Genomic DNA, 15,343 nt, shown 5'->3' with positions numbered 1-15,343 from the left:
AGTGGTGGTCATTGGTTTATGATTCCTATTAAGTTATCGAGGTACGATTGATTGATGATGTTTCTATCTTAGAGAGTTTGTAACGGTTTGTAAAGGGGTTTGACGATATTGTTACTTATATCATTGATAAGCTGGGGTTATGCTAAGTCTATAGGGTTTCCTGACCAAGTTTTCCTTTTGGGGAGTACGTCGTCAGGGGCCGATGCTAAATCAGGTCATACTTCATGTTTATGAAAAAACCCTAGATCTCGAACTCAGGTTAGACTAAAAAGGGAAGTTTAATCATAATGGCGGTTGTCCTGACTATGGTAGAAAAAGTTCGTAAAACCGAGGCGGAATGGCAGGCCCAGCTAACTCCCGAACAGTTCCAAGTTACTCGCAAAAAGGGAACAGAACGGGCGTTTACGGGTAAATATCACGATAATAAGGAAAAAGGTATTTACAAATGTGTCTGCTGTGGTACGGAGTTATTTACTTCTGACAGCAAGTATGATTCGGGTACTGGTTGGCCGAGTTTCTGGACTGCTGCTAACGAGACTAATATTAAGTACGAACGAGATATTAGCTTTTTCATGGTGCGGACAGAGATTGTTTGTGCCGCCTGTGATGCACATCTCGGTCACGTTTTTAACGATGGTCCACCTCCAACGGGAAAACGCTATTGTCTCAACTCTGCCGCTTTGCAGTTTGAAAAAAATCCCTAAAGCAAAAAGAGGTCTTTCCAGACCTCTTTTTTTTAAGTTCCAGTGGCAGCCAATTACAGTAAACCTGTATTAGTTCCCGGTTTGCCGGTAGCTAACTGCACTTTGACAATTTTGCCGCCCATTTTCATGATGCGTTGTTGCTCACGAAACCAATTATCGTAGGGAACGAGTTTGGTGAAATAGGTATTTTGTAATTCCCGTTGTGTCCGAATGCGGCTTTGGCTAGGAACACAAGCGGTGATTTTGAACATCCGCATGGATTGATTTCTCCTAATCGCTGAAAAACTTGTCGCTCAAACTAACGAAGGCTTTTTCCTAAAATAACAAAGGTCGGGAGTCAAGGATCAATACTAGCTCGTCAAAACCTATCTTGGACAGATTCAGCCTTTAAAGACCTAGCACTCATCCTCGGCTTCCCGAACCTATTTTGTCCGAGTTCGTTATTTCTAGCTTAAGCCAGAGCTAATGTAGTCGAAGTAAATCCCCATTTCTTTACCCGCATCAGCACCAACTAAACTAGCGGTGACTTCTTTCATCGCTTGGATAGCTTGAACGGTGGAGGAGATGGGTACACCTAAAGAGTTGTAGGTTTCTTTCAGGCCGTTGAGAACGCGCTCATCGAGGATAGAAGGATCTCCAGCTAACATAGCGTAGGTAGCATAACGGAGATAGTAGTCGAGGTCACGGATACAAGCGGCGTAACGACGGGTGGTGTACATATTGCCACCGGGACGGGTTACGTCAGAGTATAACAGGGACTTAGCCACAGCTTCCTTAACGATGCCGGCAGCGTTGGCACTAATGACACTAGCGGCACGCACGCGCAGTTCACCGGTGGCGAAATAGCTTTTCAGTTTGCCGAGAGCATTAGAGTCAAGGTATTTGCCTTGAACGTCAGAAGAGTTGATAACAGAAGTAATTGCGTCTTGCATGGTGGTTCTTCCTTGGGTTTTGCTTAATCTTAAGAGGTTTACGGGGGGTGTGTCTAGAACAATTCACAAAGGAGTTGTTCTACGACATAGAGCCGATCACGTAATCGAAGTAGGAAGAAGCTTCAGAAGCATCGTCAGAAGACATAAGACCAGTAGCAACTTCTTTCATTTCGCGAACGCTTTGAGCTACGGCACCGATGTCGGTTCCTAAAGATTTGTACATTTCACGCACACCGACTAAACCGATTTCTTCAATCGGGGTGACATCACCAGCAACTACTCCGTAGGTGATTAAACGTAGGTAGTAGTCCATGTCACGCAGACAGGTGGCGGTCATTTCTTCGCCGTAAGCGTTGCCACCGGGGGAAACGATGTCAGGACGTTTTTGGAATAAGCGATCGCCAGCTTGTTTAACGATGGTTTCGCGAGCGCCAGTCAGGGTTTCAGCGATGCGTAAACGAGCGGCACCACTGGTAACGAAGGCTTTAATTCTGTCTAGTTCGCCGGGGCTGAGGTAACGAGCTTCAGCATCAGCATTCACGATCGATTTCGTGACGATACTCATTGATGGATTCCTCCCAACTAAGTGAGATTAATAAACTTAATCTGACATTTTATAGCAGTTGTGGTCACTACGCTTAAGTTATCTCGTTTCCGCCTCAGCGTCTCAAGACTTCCCTAGCTAGAGCGACCTAACGCAACTATTTTGCGGCATCTGGTTCACCTTCTCACTATTTTCGTAATACTTTTTAACATTTGCCCTAAGAAGGGAGCACCGGAGTGGGGAAGTGGGGAAGTGAAGCATTTGGCTGAAATTTCCCTAAACCCCTAAATCCCTATCACCCCATCACCCTATCTATCGACTCCTATCTCCTGACTCCTGACGACTGATTTAACCTAGCCAATTAATTGCCCCTTTAATCCAGTCTTCTGGCTGAGTATTTTTACTAAATAAAGCATCTTGACTGAGGACTGCCATAGCTCGATCGATCTCCTCTTGGCTGTATCCTAAAGCTAAAAGGGTCATCTGCACATCTTCGAGGATTTCCGCTGCTGGTAATATTGCCGTGGTTGTCGTTGTCGCCTCTTTTAGCTGTCGCCATGCTGCCAATTTAGTTTTTAACTCTAAAGCGATTCTTTCTGCTGTTTTTAAGCCAACTCCGGGGGTTTTGCTCAAAATTTTGGTATTTCCTGTCACTATCGCCACCACAAGTTCCTCAATCCCCAAGGTATCGATTAAAGCTAGGGCTAATTGCGCCCCAACCCCATTGACGGAAAGCAGTTGACGAAACAAATCTCGCTCTGGAGCGGTGCCGAAACCGTACAATAAAGGCTGCTCCTCGCGAAGGAGTAGGTGAGTAAAAATCTGACGACTATCATTGTTATCTTTGCCGATGTCTAGGGCTAATCGCGAGGGAATTTGGATTTCGTAACCGATCTGGTTTACGTCTAAAATCAAGATCAGTCGGTTATTAGGGGTTTTGATCACCTCGATCGCTTGTCCCCGTAAATAATTAATCATTGATTTAATTCTCCTACGAAAATAACCGAACAACAGTGATGACGGTTTTTACTCCCTGAAGGAATGCTGGGGAGATTTTCATTTTTGTTACAATTTTTAACAGAAGTGAATGGCGCAGTTGATAACCTAATTTTCTTGGCGTTAGTCCCCCATAATTGGAGAAGATACAAAATGAATGGCAACATTAGAGTCGGGAATCTCTTTGGAATTCCCTTTTATATTAATCCTTCTTGGTTCTTTGTTCTGGGGTTAATTACCTTAACCTATGGGCGAGATTTAAGTCAGTTTCCCCAGTTGACGGGAATTATGCCCTGGCTCTTGGGATTTTTTGCCGCTATTCTCCTATTTGCTTCCGTGGTTGCCCATGAATTAGGTCATAGTTTTGTTGCCATCGCCCAAGGTATTGAAGTTAAATCAATTACCCTATTTTTATTCGGTGGTTTGGCAACTCTCGGCAGAGAATCGAAGACTCCTCTAGAAGCTTTTCTAGTGGCAATTGCTGGCCCTTTAGTTAGTTTACTGCTCTTCAGTATTTTCCTAATTATTCGTCTCAATATTAGTTTAAATGCGCCCATGGCGGCGATTCTTTCTCTGCTTGCCTATATCAACCTCGCTTTGGGTTTATTTAACCTGATCCCCGGTTTACCTTTAGATGGTGGTAATATCCTTAAAGCTATCGTTTGGCAAGTAACGGGCAATCCTAATAAAGGGGTTTTATTCGCTAGTCGTTTCGGTCAATTTTTTGGTTGGTTAGCGATTGTCATCGGTGCGCTATCAATTCTAGGAATCACTCAATTTGGCAGTTTTTGGACGCTATTAATTGGCATTTTCCTCCTACAAAATGCTGGCTTTTCCGCTCAATCAGCTAAGGTTCAAGATTTCCTAAGTCGCTACAGTGCTAAAGATGTTATCTCTCCTAATAGTCCTGTAGTTCCGATTAATTTAACCCTGCGCAAGTTTGCTAATAATTATGTTATCGGTAAACAACAATGGTCTAAATTCCTAGTTACCGATAGCGAAGGTAAACTATTAGGGGTGATTAATGTAGAGGAGCTAAAAACGATTCCCACTTCCCAATGGACCCAGGTAAATATCGGCCGGTTATTACAAACTAGCGAAAGTCTCAAACTGGTTTTGTCTAATACTTCCCTCCTAGATGTGGTAAAAATTTTGGAAGGAGAAAATTTATCTCAAGTGACAGTGGTAGAAGAAAACGGCACGGTTTTGGGATTAATTGAGAAAGCTTCTATCCTTACTTTTCTCGCCCAAGAAACCCAAAGTCAAACCGCTTAATCAGTTATCAGTTATCAGTGAGCAGTGAGCAGTTATCAGTTATCAGTTATCAGTTATCAGTTATCAGTTATCAGTTATCAGTTATCAGTTATCAGTTATCAGTGAGCAGTGAGCAGTGAGCAGTTATCAGTGAGCAGTTATCAATTATCAGTTATCAGCTAGAATCAGTTAGGTAAATGTAGTTTTTACCTCAATATTATTGCATAATGTTCTTTAGTATCTACTGACTATACTAACTGTCGCATTGCTTGCCACAATTGCTCGTATTCTTGCTCGGTTGCTGGCGATAAAGGGTTTAAAAAATCGCTTTTTTTGATCGCTTCTGGATTGACAAGTAAAGGATTATTTTTAATATCTGAGGGAATTTGGTCGGGATTTTCAGTGAGAACTAGGGGTGATAATCCAGAGGTAAATAAAGAAATTTTATTGGCGGATTCTGGTTGCCAACAAAAATCAATCCATTGCTCCACAAGAGAATTAGGAGTAGTTAAAACTGGTTTTACCCAGACATCTGACCAGAGAGAAGTGCCGGATTTGGGGACAACAACTTTAATTTTATTATAGCGATCGCTCACTGGTAAAATATCATTAGACCAACCCACAGACAGCCAGACATCACCGAGTATCAGGGGTTGTAAATAATATTGAGAACTATAAAATCTTACCTGTTTTTGTAAGGCGAATAGCTGGTCTTTTAGTGTCGTCACTTGTTTTAAATCACTGGAATTATAAGAATAACCCAATTTTTTTAGGGTTAAACCGATGACTTCCCGACGATTATCAATTAGGGCAATTTTACCGGTTAATTCCGGTCGCCATAGATCGGACCAATCCTGTGGTCGCCAGTCAAATTGAGCGAATTTTTCCTCATTATAGGCAATTACTGTCATTCCCCAACGGTAGGGCGCACCCCAGACTTTCCCCTCTGTTTGCAGTTGTCCTTGGGCATTGCGAGTCATATTTTCTTGCCAACGTGGGGGCAGTTTTGACCAATTAGAGAGTTGAGAAGTATCTAGGGGTTGAATTAAACCGTTGCTAATCGCTTTTCCTAGCCAAGCATCCCCTAGGGTGACTAAATTACCTATCGCTGGGTTTTGTTCCCTAAAAGGGATAGGAATCGAAAATTGTGAGGTTGGTTGCCCCTGATTTTTTAACCATTTTTCCAACAATTCTAATAGCTCTTTCAGCTGCCTTTCCGACTGAAAATTGACTTTTTTTTCGGCAATAGTTTTCTGAAAATCTGTTAGCAATCGCGGCGGAATTGAACCGGACAGGAGAAAAATGCTCGGATCGCCGCTTCCGGAAGCGCAGCCATTTAACCCCCCCGCTAAGGCGATTGTACCTAATCCTTGCAAAAAAGAACGTCTATTTAACATATCGCCCGCCGATTCTCAACTTTAACAGTAATAATTGCCAGTTTCTAGCCTTGAATTATTATAGGACGATTTTTAACAAAATGTAAACTAGGGAGTTTTGCTGGTACCGATTTCAGCCATAGAGAGGTTTTGTTGTTAACTTTTATGGTATAAAACTCTGATTTTGTCCTAGTTAAAGCTAGGATAGAAGGAGTAAGCTAAGGGGAGAGGGTATAAGACTATGCCAAACAATCATGATCGAGATTTCCATTATTCTTGTCGTTGTGGAAAAGCCAATTTTCAGTCTGTAAAACATCGATCTGGTATTTTATTAATCGGGGGAGCGGAAGGAGGTAAGTTAGGAGAAGATCAGGCGACAAAATGGTTATTAAATCGAGCTAAAGGCGGCAATTACTTAGTGTTGCGCTTTGGCGATCTTGGCGGTCAAGCCGATTGGATTTGCGACAATTATCCCTCCCTGATCGGCTCGGCAGCGGAACTATCAATTGATAGTCGTGAAGGGGCGAATCATCCTGATGTTATCGAATATATTCGTAATGCCGATATCCTTTTTTTTGCCGGTGGTGATCAAAATCAGTACGAGGATTTGTGGGAAAGCACAAAGGTGGAAACAGCGATCAATTATCTAATCAACGACAAAAAAGTTCCCGTGGCGGGAACCAGCGCAGGAATGGCTATTCTGGGGGATTTTTACTATGCGCCTACTCACGAAGGAGTACTGAGTTCAGAAATATTAAATAATCCCTTTCACTTCAACACCAAAGACTTCTATCGGAGTGATTTTATTCGGGTTCCTTTTCTCAAAAAAGTGGTGACAGATACCCATTTGGATCGACTCAATCAAGATCATCCCGAAACAAGATATGGTCGCCTTTTTGGTTTTTTAGCCCGCAATGTACACGATAATCACAATCAACTGCCCGCCTACGCTATCGGTTTAGAAGAAGGTGCTTTTCTGGCGATCGATGAGCATGGTATGGCCAAAGTCTATGGCAACGGCACCGATAAAGGACAAGATGCCTATTTTCTGCAAACTAACGGGACTCTACCCGAACAGATGGAGCCGGATCGGCCTTTAATCTGGAATAATAACGGTCAAGCGGTGAAAGTCTATCGCATCGCAGGAACTCCCTCCGGCAGCGGTAAATTTGACCTCAAGGATTGGTCTAGTGCTACTGGCGGTCGCTGGGAATATTGGTACACTAAAGGAGGAATAGCTGGGTTTAAGCGGGTTTTGGTAGCTTGAAGGTCATTTTTGTCAAAAAAGTGATTTCTATGGGTTTTAGGATTAATTTTGAGGCAATAAGGAGAGTTTTTTGAGCTATGACCCCTGAATTAATCACTTTTGGTCGGTATCTCGCGGGTGAATTTGAAAATCAACGGCAAGCGCAAGCAGAACCGGTGTGGTACGTTCACCTGCGTTTATGGTTGCGTCCGCTGCCTTTATTTCGAGAAGACAGCATCGCTCTTTTTGCCGAACAGGCCAGTATCATCAATTTAGACCAACCCTACCGACCGCGACTGTGGCGATTAACGCGCTCGGAATCGGGAGGGTTAGAGGTTAGGCACTATATGTTTAATGACCTGAAATCCGTGCAAGGTGCGGGCAAAAATCCCGATATTTTGCGAAAAATTAGCTTAGAAGACCTAACTTTCCTGCCTACTTGCACTTTAGCGGTTCAAGTCCATACTCTCGCTGATCATCAATACCAGTTTATCGCCCAACCGCAACCGGAACAGCGCTGTCAATTCACCTATGAGGGTACAACCTATCAGGTGGCTTTAGGTTTCGAGGTGACGAGTCATAGCCTAAAAACCTACGATAAAGGTCTAGATCCCGGCACTGGTAAGGGAATTTGGGGCGCTCTGCTCGGTCCCTATCAATACGAGAAAAAACGGGATTTTTCGGCAGAATTGGAGGTGTGAGGAAGATTGCATCACATTAGGTCAAAATGACGGCAGATAACACCGCAAACAGCCGCTAAAGCGGTAATTCCTAAAGCTGTACCGATGTCTTGTCCTTGATTGACAGCAAAGGAAGTGACGATTCCCGCACCTAAACCGGCTGTGATTGCCGCTCCGAGAAAATCTTTATCTGAGTTTTTATACATAGAGATAAGGCCAAATTTCGACAAAATCGTGTTTTTTACCTTATCATCCTCTTTTGAGCAACTAATCACCCGGGGGCGGAATTGCAATCAAGCTTTAGATTTAGCCACGTTTCTTAACATTAAGTTGGGTAGGATAGATAGGGGGTAAAATCGATGAAACTAGCTAAAATCTCTTTTTCTGGCTTTTTAACGCTGATTATCTCCCTTTTGCTAATACTGAGTTTTGTTAATGCCAGCAAGGCACAATCGGATACGGCGGTAAGATCGGAGTTAATTAGTCTCCGCAATCGAGTCGAGCGCCTTGAAAGTCAGGTCCGAGGAATCACCATCCGCGGGGAAAATGCCGCTCCCATTCCCCAACGGCGATCGGGAACGGGTATAGTAAATGGGGAAGTAGTCGGGGAAACTGACCCACTGTTCCAGCGTTTAGCCACTTTAGTAATTGAATTAAAGGAAGATTTAAAAAAGCTGGAGCAACGGGTGCAAATCTTAGAAAAAGAAACCGTTAGCCAGAAATCGTAGTCAATTGATGCTATAACGATCGAAAGTTAAATTGATTTCAACTATGCAGTTAATTGATTATGTAATTGTGCTGCTTTATCTAGCAGGAACCCTAATAATCGGGATTATAGCCGAGAAAAAAGCTTCTCAAGGTCTAGAATCCTACTTTTTAGGTAATCGCAATTTGCCTTGGTGGATGTTAGGGGTGTCGGGAATGGCAGCTAACACCGATTTAGCGGGAACTATGGTCATTTCTGCCCTTATTTACGCCGTCGGCCCCAAAGGACTATTTATCGAAATCCGCGGCGGTGTTGTCCTAATTATGGCCTTTCTCATGGCTTTTATGGGCAAATGGAATCGTCGCGCCCAAGTTATGACCATGGCGGAATGGATGCAGTTTCGCTTCGGACCGGGAAAACAGGGGAATTTTGCCCGAATTATTAGCGCCATCGCCATTCTCTTATTCTCTATCGGTACGATGAGTTATTTCTCCGTTGCGGGGGGGAAATTTTTAGGGCAGTTTTTGGGTATGGATGATCGTCTTGCTTCGGTGATATTAATTCTTTTAACCTTAATTTATACGGTGGCCAGTGGTTTTTATGGTGGGGTAATTACCGATTTATTTCAAGGATTTCTGATTTTTGTGGCGGTAATTTATGTATCGGCAGTAGCCTTTTTTACTGTCAATCTTCCCGATAGTTTCACGGTAGCAATTCCGGGGGCAGCAGAGCCAAAAACTTGGAATTTAAGCGACTGGTCTAGTATTTTCCCTTCGATGACTTTGGATTTACCCGGAGATTATGCCATCTTTAATTTGTTTGGTGGGGTGATTTTCTTTTATTTAGTTAAAACCATCATCGAGGGTTGCAGCGGCAGCGGTGGTTATATGTTACAACGATACCTAGCCGCCAAAAGCGATCGAGATGCCGGTTTATTATCTTTATTCTGGATTGTTCTGCTTTCTTTCCGTTGGCCTCTAGTCACAGCTTTTGCGGTTTTAGGCATTCACTATGGTTTAACCGAAGGCACGATTACAGACCCAGAAAGAATTCTGGCCACGGTGATTACTCAATACATTCCCGTGGGGATGAAAGGGTTATTAATTGCTGCTTTTTTAGCGGCGGCTATGTCCACTTTTAACGCAGTTATTAACGCTAGTGCTGCCTATTGGGTCAAAGATATCTATCAAGCTTTTTTGAAACCAAATGCGGGAGAACAGGAGTTAGTTTTTCAAGGTCGTTTGGCCTCGATTTTTGTGGTAGTAATTGGCTTAGTTTTGAGTTTTAATATCCAAAATGTCAATGATATTTGGGGTTGGTTAACCACGGGATTAGGGGTGGGATTAGCAGTTCCTCTCCTATTACGTTGGTATTGGTGGCGCTTTAATGGTTATGGTTTTGCTGTGGGAACTTTAGCGGGAATGATTGCGGCTATTGCCTCACAAGCGATAATTTTACCTTTCTTTCGTCACAGTCAATATCAGGAACTTATTCTCTTTCTTGTGCCGAGTTTGTTCGCTTTAGCTGGCTGTATTCTCGCTACTTTGTTGACTCCTCCCACCGATAGTTTAGTTATGGAAAATTTCTATAATGTTACCCGACCTTTTGGCTTTTGGGGAGAAGTACGTCACAGTGTTAAACCTAACCTACAGGCAAAAATTAAAGCGGAAAATCAACGGGATATCATCGCCGCTTTTCTCACCGTTCCTTGGCAATTAGTCCTGTTTATGATGGGGATTGTTTTAATCATCAAGCAGTGGCAAAGTTTGAAGATTTTGGCTTTGGTTTTTCTTTTGCTTTCCATCGGTCTCTATTTTACTTGGTATCGACATTTATCTAAGGAAATTACCGTCACTAAAGACCGAGATTTAGGTTAATCAGTTCAGGAGACAGGAGACAGGAGGCAGCTATCAGTTTTTTTCCTGCTCCCCCTGAATGGTTACTCTGTTTCTAGTTGATAATCCTGTCAATTGATGGAAACCCTGAAAATTTAAATTTTTGAATCGGAGAGTTATATTATGATTAAAATATCTATTTTAAATCTCAATATTATGTTAGGATTGTTAAATGCAAGTGTAACTATTTGACAGTCGTAGAATTTCGTAAACTATTATGATTGCGATAAAATTTTCGACTCAGCCCTAGATTTGATGATTAATTACATAAGCTTTAAAAACAGGATTCAAACATAATAAAGCGTTTTCATCTTTTGCCACTATTATTCGTCTGATTAGAGATTGAATGACTTTCAAAGAATCTGTATAAGCTAGAGAAGTTTGCTCGATCATTTCTTTAATAGAAATAGGTTGATTAAAATTTGCTAATTCTGTTAGCATTAGTTTCTCTGATTCTGTTAAATTTTGTAAAATACTTAATAAAGTCTGCTCTAAAGTTTCCTCGGCAATCGGGTATTTAATCTCCAAAAAGTCAGCCACCTTACCTAAAAATGTCTCTTGAATAAAACTAGCAACTAATTCTAACCAAAGAGGATGACCTTGATAACATTTAATTAAGGCTTCCCAACTGTCTTCATTTAATAGATTATGATGGCGCAAAATTTCTATGGCATCTTCTCCTAAACCTTCTATGATTAATGTTTTAATGAATTTATTTTTCTGCCCATAAAAAGTCGTATCAATAGGTTTTTCTTGACTCAACAACAGTAAACAGCTTTGATGATTGACTTCAGCAATGCTTTTAAACAATAGTTGATAATCTTGGTACTCTTTGTGATAATTACCTGCTAGTTTTTTAGAATCAAATAGACTTTGTAAATCATCAAGAATAATCAAGCATCGATGACTTTTCATTAATTGTAAGAACAAATTTAATTGCTTTTCAAGACTTTGAGAAAGCTTCAATTGAGGATTGATAGATTGTAAAATTTCACTTAAAAGTTCATCTAGTTTTGGACAAAAATACAAACTTCTGCGAATAACATAGTTAAAATTATCTTTGATTTTATGGCTCTTAGCGATTTTTGTCAATTGTTTTTGCTCTAGAGCCAACTAATCAATTAAGTCTCTTACCAGATAAGGATTTAGTCGATTTATGCCCCCCTATCGAACCATACCAAGTAACGAAGAACCGATTTTATCAACCAGTTTCAGAGAAAGTGTGGTTTTACCAATTTCTTTTAAACCTAACACATTAACCAAGCGGTATTTGTCCGCAACTATACAAGTTTGCAGGTTATTTAATTCGGTAATTCTTCCATAAAATTGAGTTATTTCAGGAGTATGACCTAAGTCTAAATAGGGTTGATCCTGCGGGATTTCAGACGGATGATTATTCTTGAGGGAGGATGGATTATGATCACAAATATGAACATTATTAAAAGAGACTAAATCTCGTCCCATATTATTATTTATAAAGCTATGTTTCTTTAAAAATGCTCTAATATTTGATTTAGTAATATCTTCCCCTAAAACTTCTGACAAAATTTTCCATAATTCTGAAGCACTATCTCGAACATGACCTTCACTAAGATGAGATTCTTTGGCAACTTCTGAGTATTTGTAACCTTCTAAAGTCGCTTCTAAGATAGTTTTTTGAAGATAGTCTAGATGTTGATCTGTTTTGGCAAAAACCAACTCATCTAAGAGATTTAACACCGTATTAGATAGATTAGCTTGAAACATGGACTATAGATTAGGTATGTGAAGGTAGAGCAGACAGTGATGCAATTCAGACTTGAATTGGCGAGTTTTTACGCGATGTGCAACTAAAAACGACAGAATCAGGGTTCCCGATGATACTTTATCACTGCTGATTTCTGAGAGCCTTGTAAATCAAGACTAAAAATATAGTTGCACACGGGGTAGTTTTTTACTTATTCTAGCTGACATTTCCGATATTTCAGATCAATTGTTTGGCTGTAAGTTCCGACTTTTCCGACTTACTAAACTCAAGACTGCGATGTATCCTAAGTAATTAAGCAGTTTCAAGGCTTTATTTAGCCAATGTAAAGAAAATGTGAAATAGTACAGGTTCTAGCATATCACAGTCAGGATGCTTAAGGTGGCTTTAGGCAATGTAGCCCAGGCCGCACGCTCAACCAGTACACAAATCAAATGGGGAGGAAAAAATGACATCAAGTTCTAAAGAAAATGTCTTAGTTGACAACTGTTTTGGTATTGTAACGAACAAAAGACTTACCTATATGGCGAAGAAAAGCTGGTTTCGTGGTGGACGAAGAGAAGATGTTCCTCTCAAGCAAGTTGTTGCAGTTCGATATGAAATGGATAGGAAAGTTGTTGGGGGACTATTCCTTGTTGTTTTAGGGATTGTCTTGATAACTGTAGTAGTGGGTATTATTCCCTTGATTTTTGGTGTTCTATTGATGTGGGGATCTCCAACGGTAAGTGTGGTTACGGCCGGAGGAACAGCAACTCCTGTCACTGGATGGCCATGGCAAAAATCAGAAGCAGAAGCGTTTGTAAATGCTGTACATGGTCAATTATTCGGTGAGTAAATCGAGCGCACAAATTGTTAAAATTTACTCAATCTTGCTGATACTTTTATAACTTCGGAAAATTAAAAAGTTAGCTGGAGAATTTTTTATGGATTTGGCAAATCGTTTGCTAATAATGCCTCATTACTTGAGTTGTTTAATTTCATATTTCTTTTTCTTCTATGGTGTATTACTTGCTGTTGTTGGGTTATTTGCACGGGAATTAGTTGCCCAATTCTTTCTAAATTGGCATATACTTATAGTAATATTTTTTCAGTTTCTTTTACAGATGTTTTTAAACCAATCATCACAGGAACAACTTCTGATGACTTTGGCCAGAGACATTGCATTATTGGCTTTCGGAATGTTACCAAGTATAGTGCCTACCAGTAATTTTCAAGAGGGTCTTCTCGTTTTTGTAATTTCGGGATTTTTTATGGTCGGAATCCTTGACTCAGAAGTAGTTAAGAGTTGTGGTACTTTCGAGCAATTGCTTGAAATGTTTGGTCGCTAAATAATATAGATTTTTAAGATTTACTCAATCTTGCTGATACTTTCATGACTTTAGAGATTTACAAACTTAGCTGGAGAATTTTTTATGGATTGGGGAAATGCTTTGAGAAATGTTTACGATGGGATCGTAAAAGCTGTCTCTGTTGGGTTTTCATTGATGGCGATTTATTTGGGATTTTGGGGATTTTTTGCACAAGATGCTGGAGCAATATCCCTACTATTTATAGTAGGTACTAGCTTGACTATTCTAAGTTATGCTATAACACCTGTACTAGGCTTAAGTTTAGATATATCTGCAATTTTAACTGATTTATTACTTGTTATAGTATCATATTTTGTGGCACATCTTTTTTTATCTGGTGCTTCTTCATATTTCGGAGTTCCCTATTCACCATTTCTTGTTAATATAATGTTTTTTGGAGCTATCGTTATGGTTAATCTTCGCCGAATAGCGGAGGTAACTTGTTTACCACAACTTGCACAAATATTCAGTTTTTCTATTAATCATTGCCTACGCTAATTTTTTTAAATGACGAATATTTATATATTCTAATGATAACAAAAGCTCCATATTTAAGGCTTTAACTAAAGATTACTTTGTTATAAACATCTGCCATCTCTACCTCAATCCTCAAAGATTTTAAAGGAACAATAATGTTAGTTTCATAAGCGGTAAAAAAACAGCGATCTCGCAGAGATCCGCTTTGCGGTGCGCCTTCTTCTTGAAAATGTTCAATATAACATCGCCAATTGAAGTCTGAATTGGCAGTTATAGTCATTTCAATTAAGATTGAGAATATCAATGCTAGAGTTAATCAGGGTTTCATCGGTCTAGAGCGTATCAGACTTATCTGAAATGACTATATCAGTTTACTGTCTTCCCACTCCCCAATTCATAATTCATAATTCCCCAAACCCTCACCGCTCAAGGAATTAGAAGTTTCACAGCATAATTAGGAGAGATACCTTGACTTTTGCGGCGGCTTGGGTTATGATTTTCTTACAATGGGACTTTTGTGTTTAAGTTCAAGTGCTAAGATTTCCATTATTACTAAACTCTTTTAAAAATATTGTCCCAAAATCTGCCAAAAAAAGCAAGCAAAATTTTGCCGTCAATTGTTAAGTTTTGTTAAGAAAAATAGCAAGAGCGGCAAGGAATAGAAATTCCTTACCGTTGACTTTGGCCGGACTCACCACTTCTTATAGGGTAAAAACTTACCCGACATAGTAATTTTAACGCGATCGCCTTTAGGGTCTTCCTCCTTATCCACGTCGAGGGTAAAATCGATCGCACTCATAATACCATCGCCGAATTTTTCATGAATCACCGATTTTAGTGGCATTCCATACACCTGCATGATCTCGTAGAAACGATAAATCAGGGGGTCGGTGGGGACAACAGGACCCAATCCCTTGACAGGATACTCGGTTAAGGATGCGACGATTTCGGTTCCCAGTCCCAAAGCTGCCACAATTTTCGTTGCTTCTTCTAGGGAGGCGCTCGCTTGCCGGTAAAAAACAGCGGCAATCCACACCTCATCTCGTCCTAGAATCGCTTCTAGGTCAGCGAAACTGAGGCCTTTTTCCTTCTTCGCTTCCAATAGTTTTGCGGTAATTTCGGGTATCATTGCTTATTTTTGCAGAATTTGTCTGCTTCTAGTTTACCTGAACATCAATTATATAAGTAAAAGTTATGACATTGATAAAAAAAACATTTCTTAAAACCCCTTTACATAACTATAAAAAGCCGATAGTATTAACTCATGTCAAACGACGAACCTTGACAACCTAATACATACAGAAATTATCCAACCATGACTACCACTCTACAACAGCGCGAGAGCGCTTCCCTGTGGGAGCAGTTCTGCCAGTGGATTACCAGCACCAACAACCGTTTATACATCGGTTGGTTCGGTGTCATCATGATCCCCACCCTGCT

The 15,343-nt window shown here is 40.6% G+C and carries 18 protein-coding genes and 2 pseudogenes; 10 read left to right on the top strand and 10 right to left on the bottom strand.

The features are described 5' to 3' along the window. Nucleotides 1-287 precede the first annotated feature (287 nt). Nucleotides 288-704: a peptide-methionine (R)-S-oxide reductase MsrB gene (msrB, locus tag EWV66_RS12510; RefSeq protein WP_002758329.1), complete on the top strand. Its 417-nt coding sequence runs from the start codon at nt 288-290 to the stop codon at nt 702-704. A gap of 53 nt (nt 705-757) precedes the next feature. Here the strand turns inward: msrB and EWV66_RS12505 are convergent, their stop codons facing one another. The 4 genes from EWV66_RS12505 to ruvA form a co-directional block, all read right to left on the bottom strand. After that, nucleotides 758-961, bottom strand: coding sequence for a phycobilisome linker polypeptide (locus EWV66_RS12505; RefSeq protein WP_002739162.1), 204 nt, complete (start codon nt 959-961; stop codon nt 758-760). A 189-nt stretch (nt 962-1,150) separates the two neighbouring features. After that, entirely contained in the window at nt 1,151-1,636 is a 486-nt protein-coding gene (gene apcB, locus EWV66_RS12500) for an allophycocyanin subunit beta (RefSeq protein ID WP_002758327.1), read from the bottom strand. Between the two features lie 79 nt (nt 1,637-1,715). After that, a complete protein-coding gene (gene apcA, locus EWV66_RS12495; RefSeq protein WP_002744263.1) occupies nt 1,716-2,201 on the bottom strand; it encodes an allophycocyanin subunit alpha in 486 nt (161 codons plus the stop codon). Nucleotides 2,202-2,528: 327 nt separating this feature from the next. After that, nucleotides 2,529-3,158 carry a Holliday junction branch migration protein RuvA gene (gene ruvA, locus EWV66_RS12490; RefSeq protein ID WP_002764838.1) on the bottom strand — a complete coding sequence of 210 codons (630 nt, stop codon included), beginning with the start codon at nt 3,156-3,158 and terminating at the stop codon, nt 2,529-2,531. Nucleotides 3,159-3,329: 171 nt separating this feature from the next. Between ruvA and EWV66_RS12485 the strand changes: the two genes are divergently transcribed. Next, nucleotides 3,330-4,451: a site-2 protease family protein gene (locus tag EWV66_RS12485; protein ID WP_369800425.1), complete on the top strand. Its 1,122-nt coding sequence runs from the start codon at nt 3,330-3,332 to the stop codon at nt 4,449-4,451. Nucleotides 4,452-4,678: 227 nt separating this feature from the next. Here the strand turns inward: EWV66_RS12485 and EWV66_RS12480 are convergent, their stop codons facing one another. Beyond that, nucleotides 4,679-5,827, bottom strand: a complete 1,149-nt coding sequence (locus EWV66_RS12480; RefSeq protein WP_052275437.1) for a substrate-binding domain-containing protein — start codon at nt 5,825-5,827, stop codon at nt 4,679-4,681. A gap of 220 nt (nt 5,828-6,047) precedes the next feature. On the opposite strand from EWV66_RS12480, the gene EWV66_RS12475 reads away from it, so the two are divergent. Both EWV66_RS12475 and EWV66_RS12470 read left to right on the top strand, forming a co-directional pair. Next, nucleotides 6,048-7,073 carry a cyanophycinase gene (locus tag EWV66_RS12475; RefSeq protein ID WP_052275438.1) on the top strand — a complete coding sequence of 342 codons (1,026 nt, stop codon included), beginning with the start codon at nt 6,048-6,050 and terminating at the stop codon, nt 7,071-7,073. 77 nt (nt 7,074-7,150) lie between these two features. After that, nucleotides 7,151-7,753, top strand: coding sequence for a chromophore lyase CpcT/CpeT (locus EWV66_RS12470; RefSeq protein WP_052275439.1), 603 nt, complete (start codon nt 7,151-7,153; stop codon nt 7,751-7,753). Nucleotides 7,754-7,764: 11 nt separating this feature from the next. Here the strand turns inward: EWV66_RS12470 and EWV66_RS12465 are convergent, their stop codons facing one another. Beyond that, entirely contained in the window at nt 7,765-7,938 is a 174-nt protein-coding gene (locus EWV66_RS12465) for a hypothetical protein (RefSeq protein ID WP_002739017.1), read from the bottom strand. A gap of 153 nt (nt 7,939-8,091) precedes the next feature. On the opposite strand from EWV66_RS12465, the gene EWV66_RS12460 reads away from it, so the two are divergent. Beyond that, nucleotides 8,092-8,460 (top strand): hypothetical protein, encoded by a 369-nt coding sequence (locus EWV66_RS12460; protein WP_002764847.1) that lies wholly within the window; start codon nt 8,092-8,094, stop codon nt 8,458-8,460. 43 nt (nt 8,461-8,503) lie between these two features. After that, nucleotides 8,504-10,315, top strand: a complete 1,812-nt coding sequence (locus EWV66_RS12455; protein WP_052275441.1) for a sodium:solute symporter family protein — start codon at nt 8,504-8,506, stop codon at nt 10,313-10,315. Nucleotides 10,316-10,579: 264 nt separating this feature from the next. Here the strand turns inward: EWV66_RS12455 and EWV66_RS12450 are convergent, their stop codons facing one another. After that, complete coding sequence (locus tag EWV66_RS12450; RefSeq protein WP_287115973.1) at nt 10,580-11,446, bottom strand: hypothetical protein; 867 nt, start codon at nt 11,444-11,446, stop codon at nt 10,580-10,582. A gap of 381 nt (nt 11,447-11,827) precedes the next feature. Beyond that, a pseudogene (locus EWV66_RS24420) lies at nt 11,828-12,079 on the bottom strand (helix-turn-helix domain-containing protein); the annotation flags it as partial. A 446-nt stretch (nt 12,080-12,525) separates the two neighbouring features. Here EWV66_RS24420 and EWV66_RS12440 point away from each other — a divergent pair. From EWV66_RS12440 to EWV66_RS12430, 3 genes are all read left to right on the top strand, one after another. Continuing rightward, a complete protein-coding gene (locus EWV66_RS12440) occupies nt 12,526-12,912 on the top strand; it encodes a hypothetical protein (RefSeq protein ID WP_052275443.1) in 387 nt (128 codons plus the stop codon). Between the two features lie 88 nt (nt 12,913-13,000). Further along, on the top strand, nt 13,001-13,405 hold the full coding sequence (locus tag EWV66_RS12435; protein WP_052275444.1) for a hypothetical protein: 405 nt from the start codon (nt 13,001-13,003) through the stop codon (nt 13,403-13,405). 84 nt (nt 13,406-13,489) lie between these two features. After that, the gene (locus tag EWV66_RS12430; protein WP_052275445.1) at nt 13,490-13,924 is read left to right on the top strand and encodes a hypothetical protein; all 435 of its coding nucleotides are present in this window, start codon (nt 13,490-13,492) and stop codon (nt 13,922-13,924) included. A 61-nt stretch (nt 13,925-13,985) separates the two neighbouring features. On the opposite strand, the gene EWV66_RS12425 is transcribed toward EWV66_RS12430, so the two are convergent. Both EWV66_RS12425 and cynS read right to left on the bottom strand, forming a co-directional pair. Then, nucleotides 13,986-14,183 carry a hypothetical protein gene (locus EWV66_RS12425; RefSeq protein ID WP_002761095.1) on the bottom strand — a complete coding sequence of 66 codons (198 nt, stop codon included), beginning with the start codon at nt 14,181-14,183 and terminating at the stop codon, nt 13,986-13,988. Between the two features lie 411 nt (nt 14,184-14,594). Then, nucleotides 14,595-15,032, bottom strand: coding sequence for a cyanase (gene cynS / locus EWV66_RS12420; RefSeq protein WP_012264521.1), 438 nt, complete (start codon nt 15,030-15,032; stop codon nt 14,595-14,597). Nucleotides 15,033-15,218: 186 nt separating this feature from the next. On the opposite strand from cynS, the pseudogene EWV66_RS12415 reads away from it, so the two are divergent. Then, nucleotides 15,219-15,343 (top strand): annotated as a pseudogene (locus EWV66_RS12415) (photosystem II q(b) protein); the annotation flags it as partial.

It is taken from the genome of Microcystis sp. M_OC_Ca_00000000_C217Col (assembly GCF_007095585.1).
GTDB lineage: Bacteria > Cyanobacteriota > Cyanobacteriia > Cyanobacteriales > Microcystaceae > Microcystis > Microcystis panniformis.
The sequence above is the reverse complement of the archived record's forward strand: the minus strand, read 5'-3'. Positions and strand labels throughout refer to the sequence as shown.

Bases quoted from the DNA above. Each gene is read 5' to 3' on its own strand.
- msrB (WP_002758329.1), top strand. From the start codon at position 288: ATGGCGGTTGTCCTGACTATGGTAGAAAAAGTTCGTAAAACCGAGGCG.
- EWV66_RS12505 (WP_002739162.1), bottom strand. From the start codon at position 961: ATGCGGATGTTCAAAATCACCGCTTGTGTTCCTAGCCAAAGCCGCATT.
- apcB (WP_002758327.1), bottom strand. From the start codon at position 1,636: ATGCAAGACGCAATTACTTCTGTTATCAACTCTTCTGACGTTCAAGGC.
- apcA (WP_002744263.1), bottom strand. From the start codon at position 2,201: ATGAGTATCGTCACGAAATCGATCGTGAATGCTGATGCTGAAGCTCGT.
- ruvA (WP_002764838.1), bottom strand. From the start codon at position 3,158: ATGATTAATTATTTACGGGGACAAGCGATCGAGGTGATCAAAACCCCT.
- EWV66_RS12485 (WP_369800425.1), top strand. From the start codon at position 3,330: ATGAATGGCAACATTAGAGTCGGGAATCTCTTTGGAATTCCCTTTTAT.
- EWV66_RS12480 (WP_052275437.1), bottom strand. From the start codon at position 5,827: ATGTTAAATAGACGTTCTTTTTTGCAAGGATTAGGTACAATCGCCTTA.
- EWV66_RS12475 (WP_052275438.1), top strand. From the start codon at position 6,048: ATGCCAAACAATCATGATCGAGATTTCCATTATTCTTGTCGTTGTGGA.
- EWV66_RS12470 (WP_052275439.1), top strand. From the start codon at position 7,151: ATGACCCCTGAATTAATCACTTTTGGTCGGTATCTCGCGGGTGAATTT.
- EWV66_RS12465 (WP_002739017.1), bottom strand. From the start codon at position 7,938: ATGTATAAAAACTCAGATAAAGATTTTCTCGGAGCGGCAATCACAGCC.
- EWV66_RS12460 (WP_002764847.1), top strand. From the start codon at position 8,092: ATGAAACTAGCTAAAATCTCTTTTTCTGGCTTTTTAACGCTGATTATC.
- EWV66_RS12455 (WP_052275441.1), top strand. From the start codon at position 8,504: ATGCAGTTAATTGATTATGTAATTGTGCTGCTTTATCTAGCAGGAACC.
- EWV66_RS12440 (WP_052275443.1), top strand. From the start codon at position 12,526: ATGACATCAAGTTCTAAAGAAAATGTCTTAGTTGACAACTGTTTTGGT.
- EWV66_RS12435 (WP_052275444.1), top strand. From the start codon at position 13,001: ATGGATTTGGCAAATCGTTTGCTAATAATGCCTCATTACTTGAGTTGT.
- EWV66_RS12430 (WP_052275445.1), top strand. From the start codon at position 13,490: ATGGATTGGGGAAATGCTTTGAGAAATGTTTACGATGGGATCGTAAAA.
- EWV66_RS12425 (WP_002761095.1), bottom strand. From the start codon at position 14,183: ATGACTATAACTGCCAATTCAGACTTCAATTGGCGATGTTATATTGAA.
- cynS (WP_012264521.1), bottom strand. From the start codon at position 15,032: ATGATACCCGAAATTACCGCAAAACTATTGGAAGCGAAGAAGGAAAAA.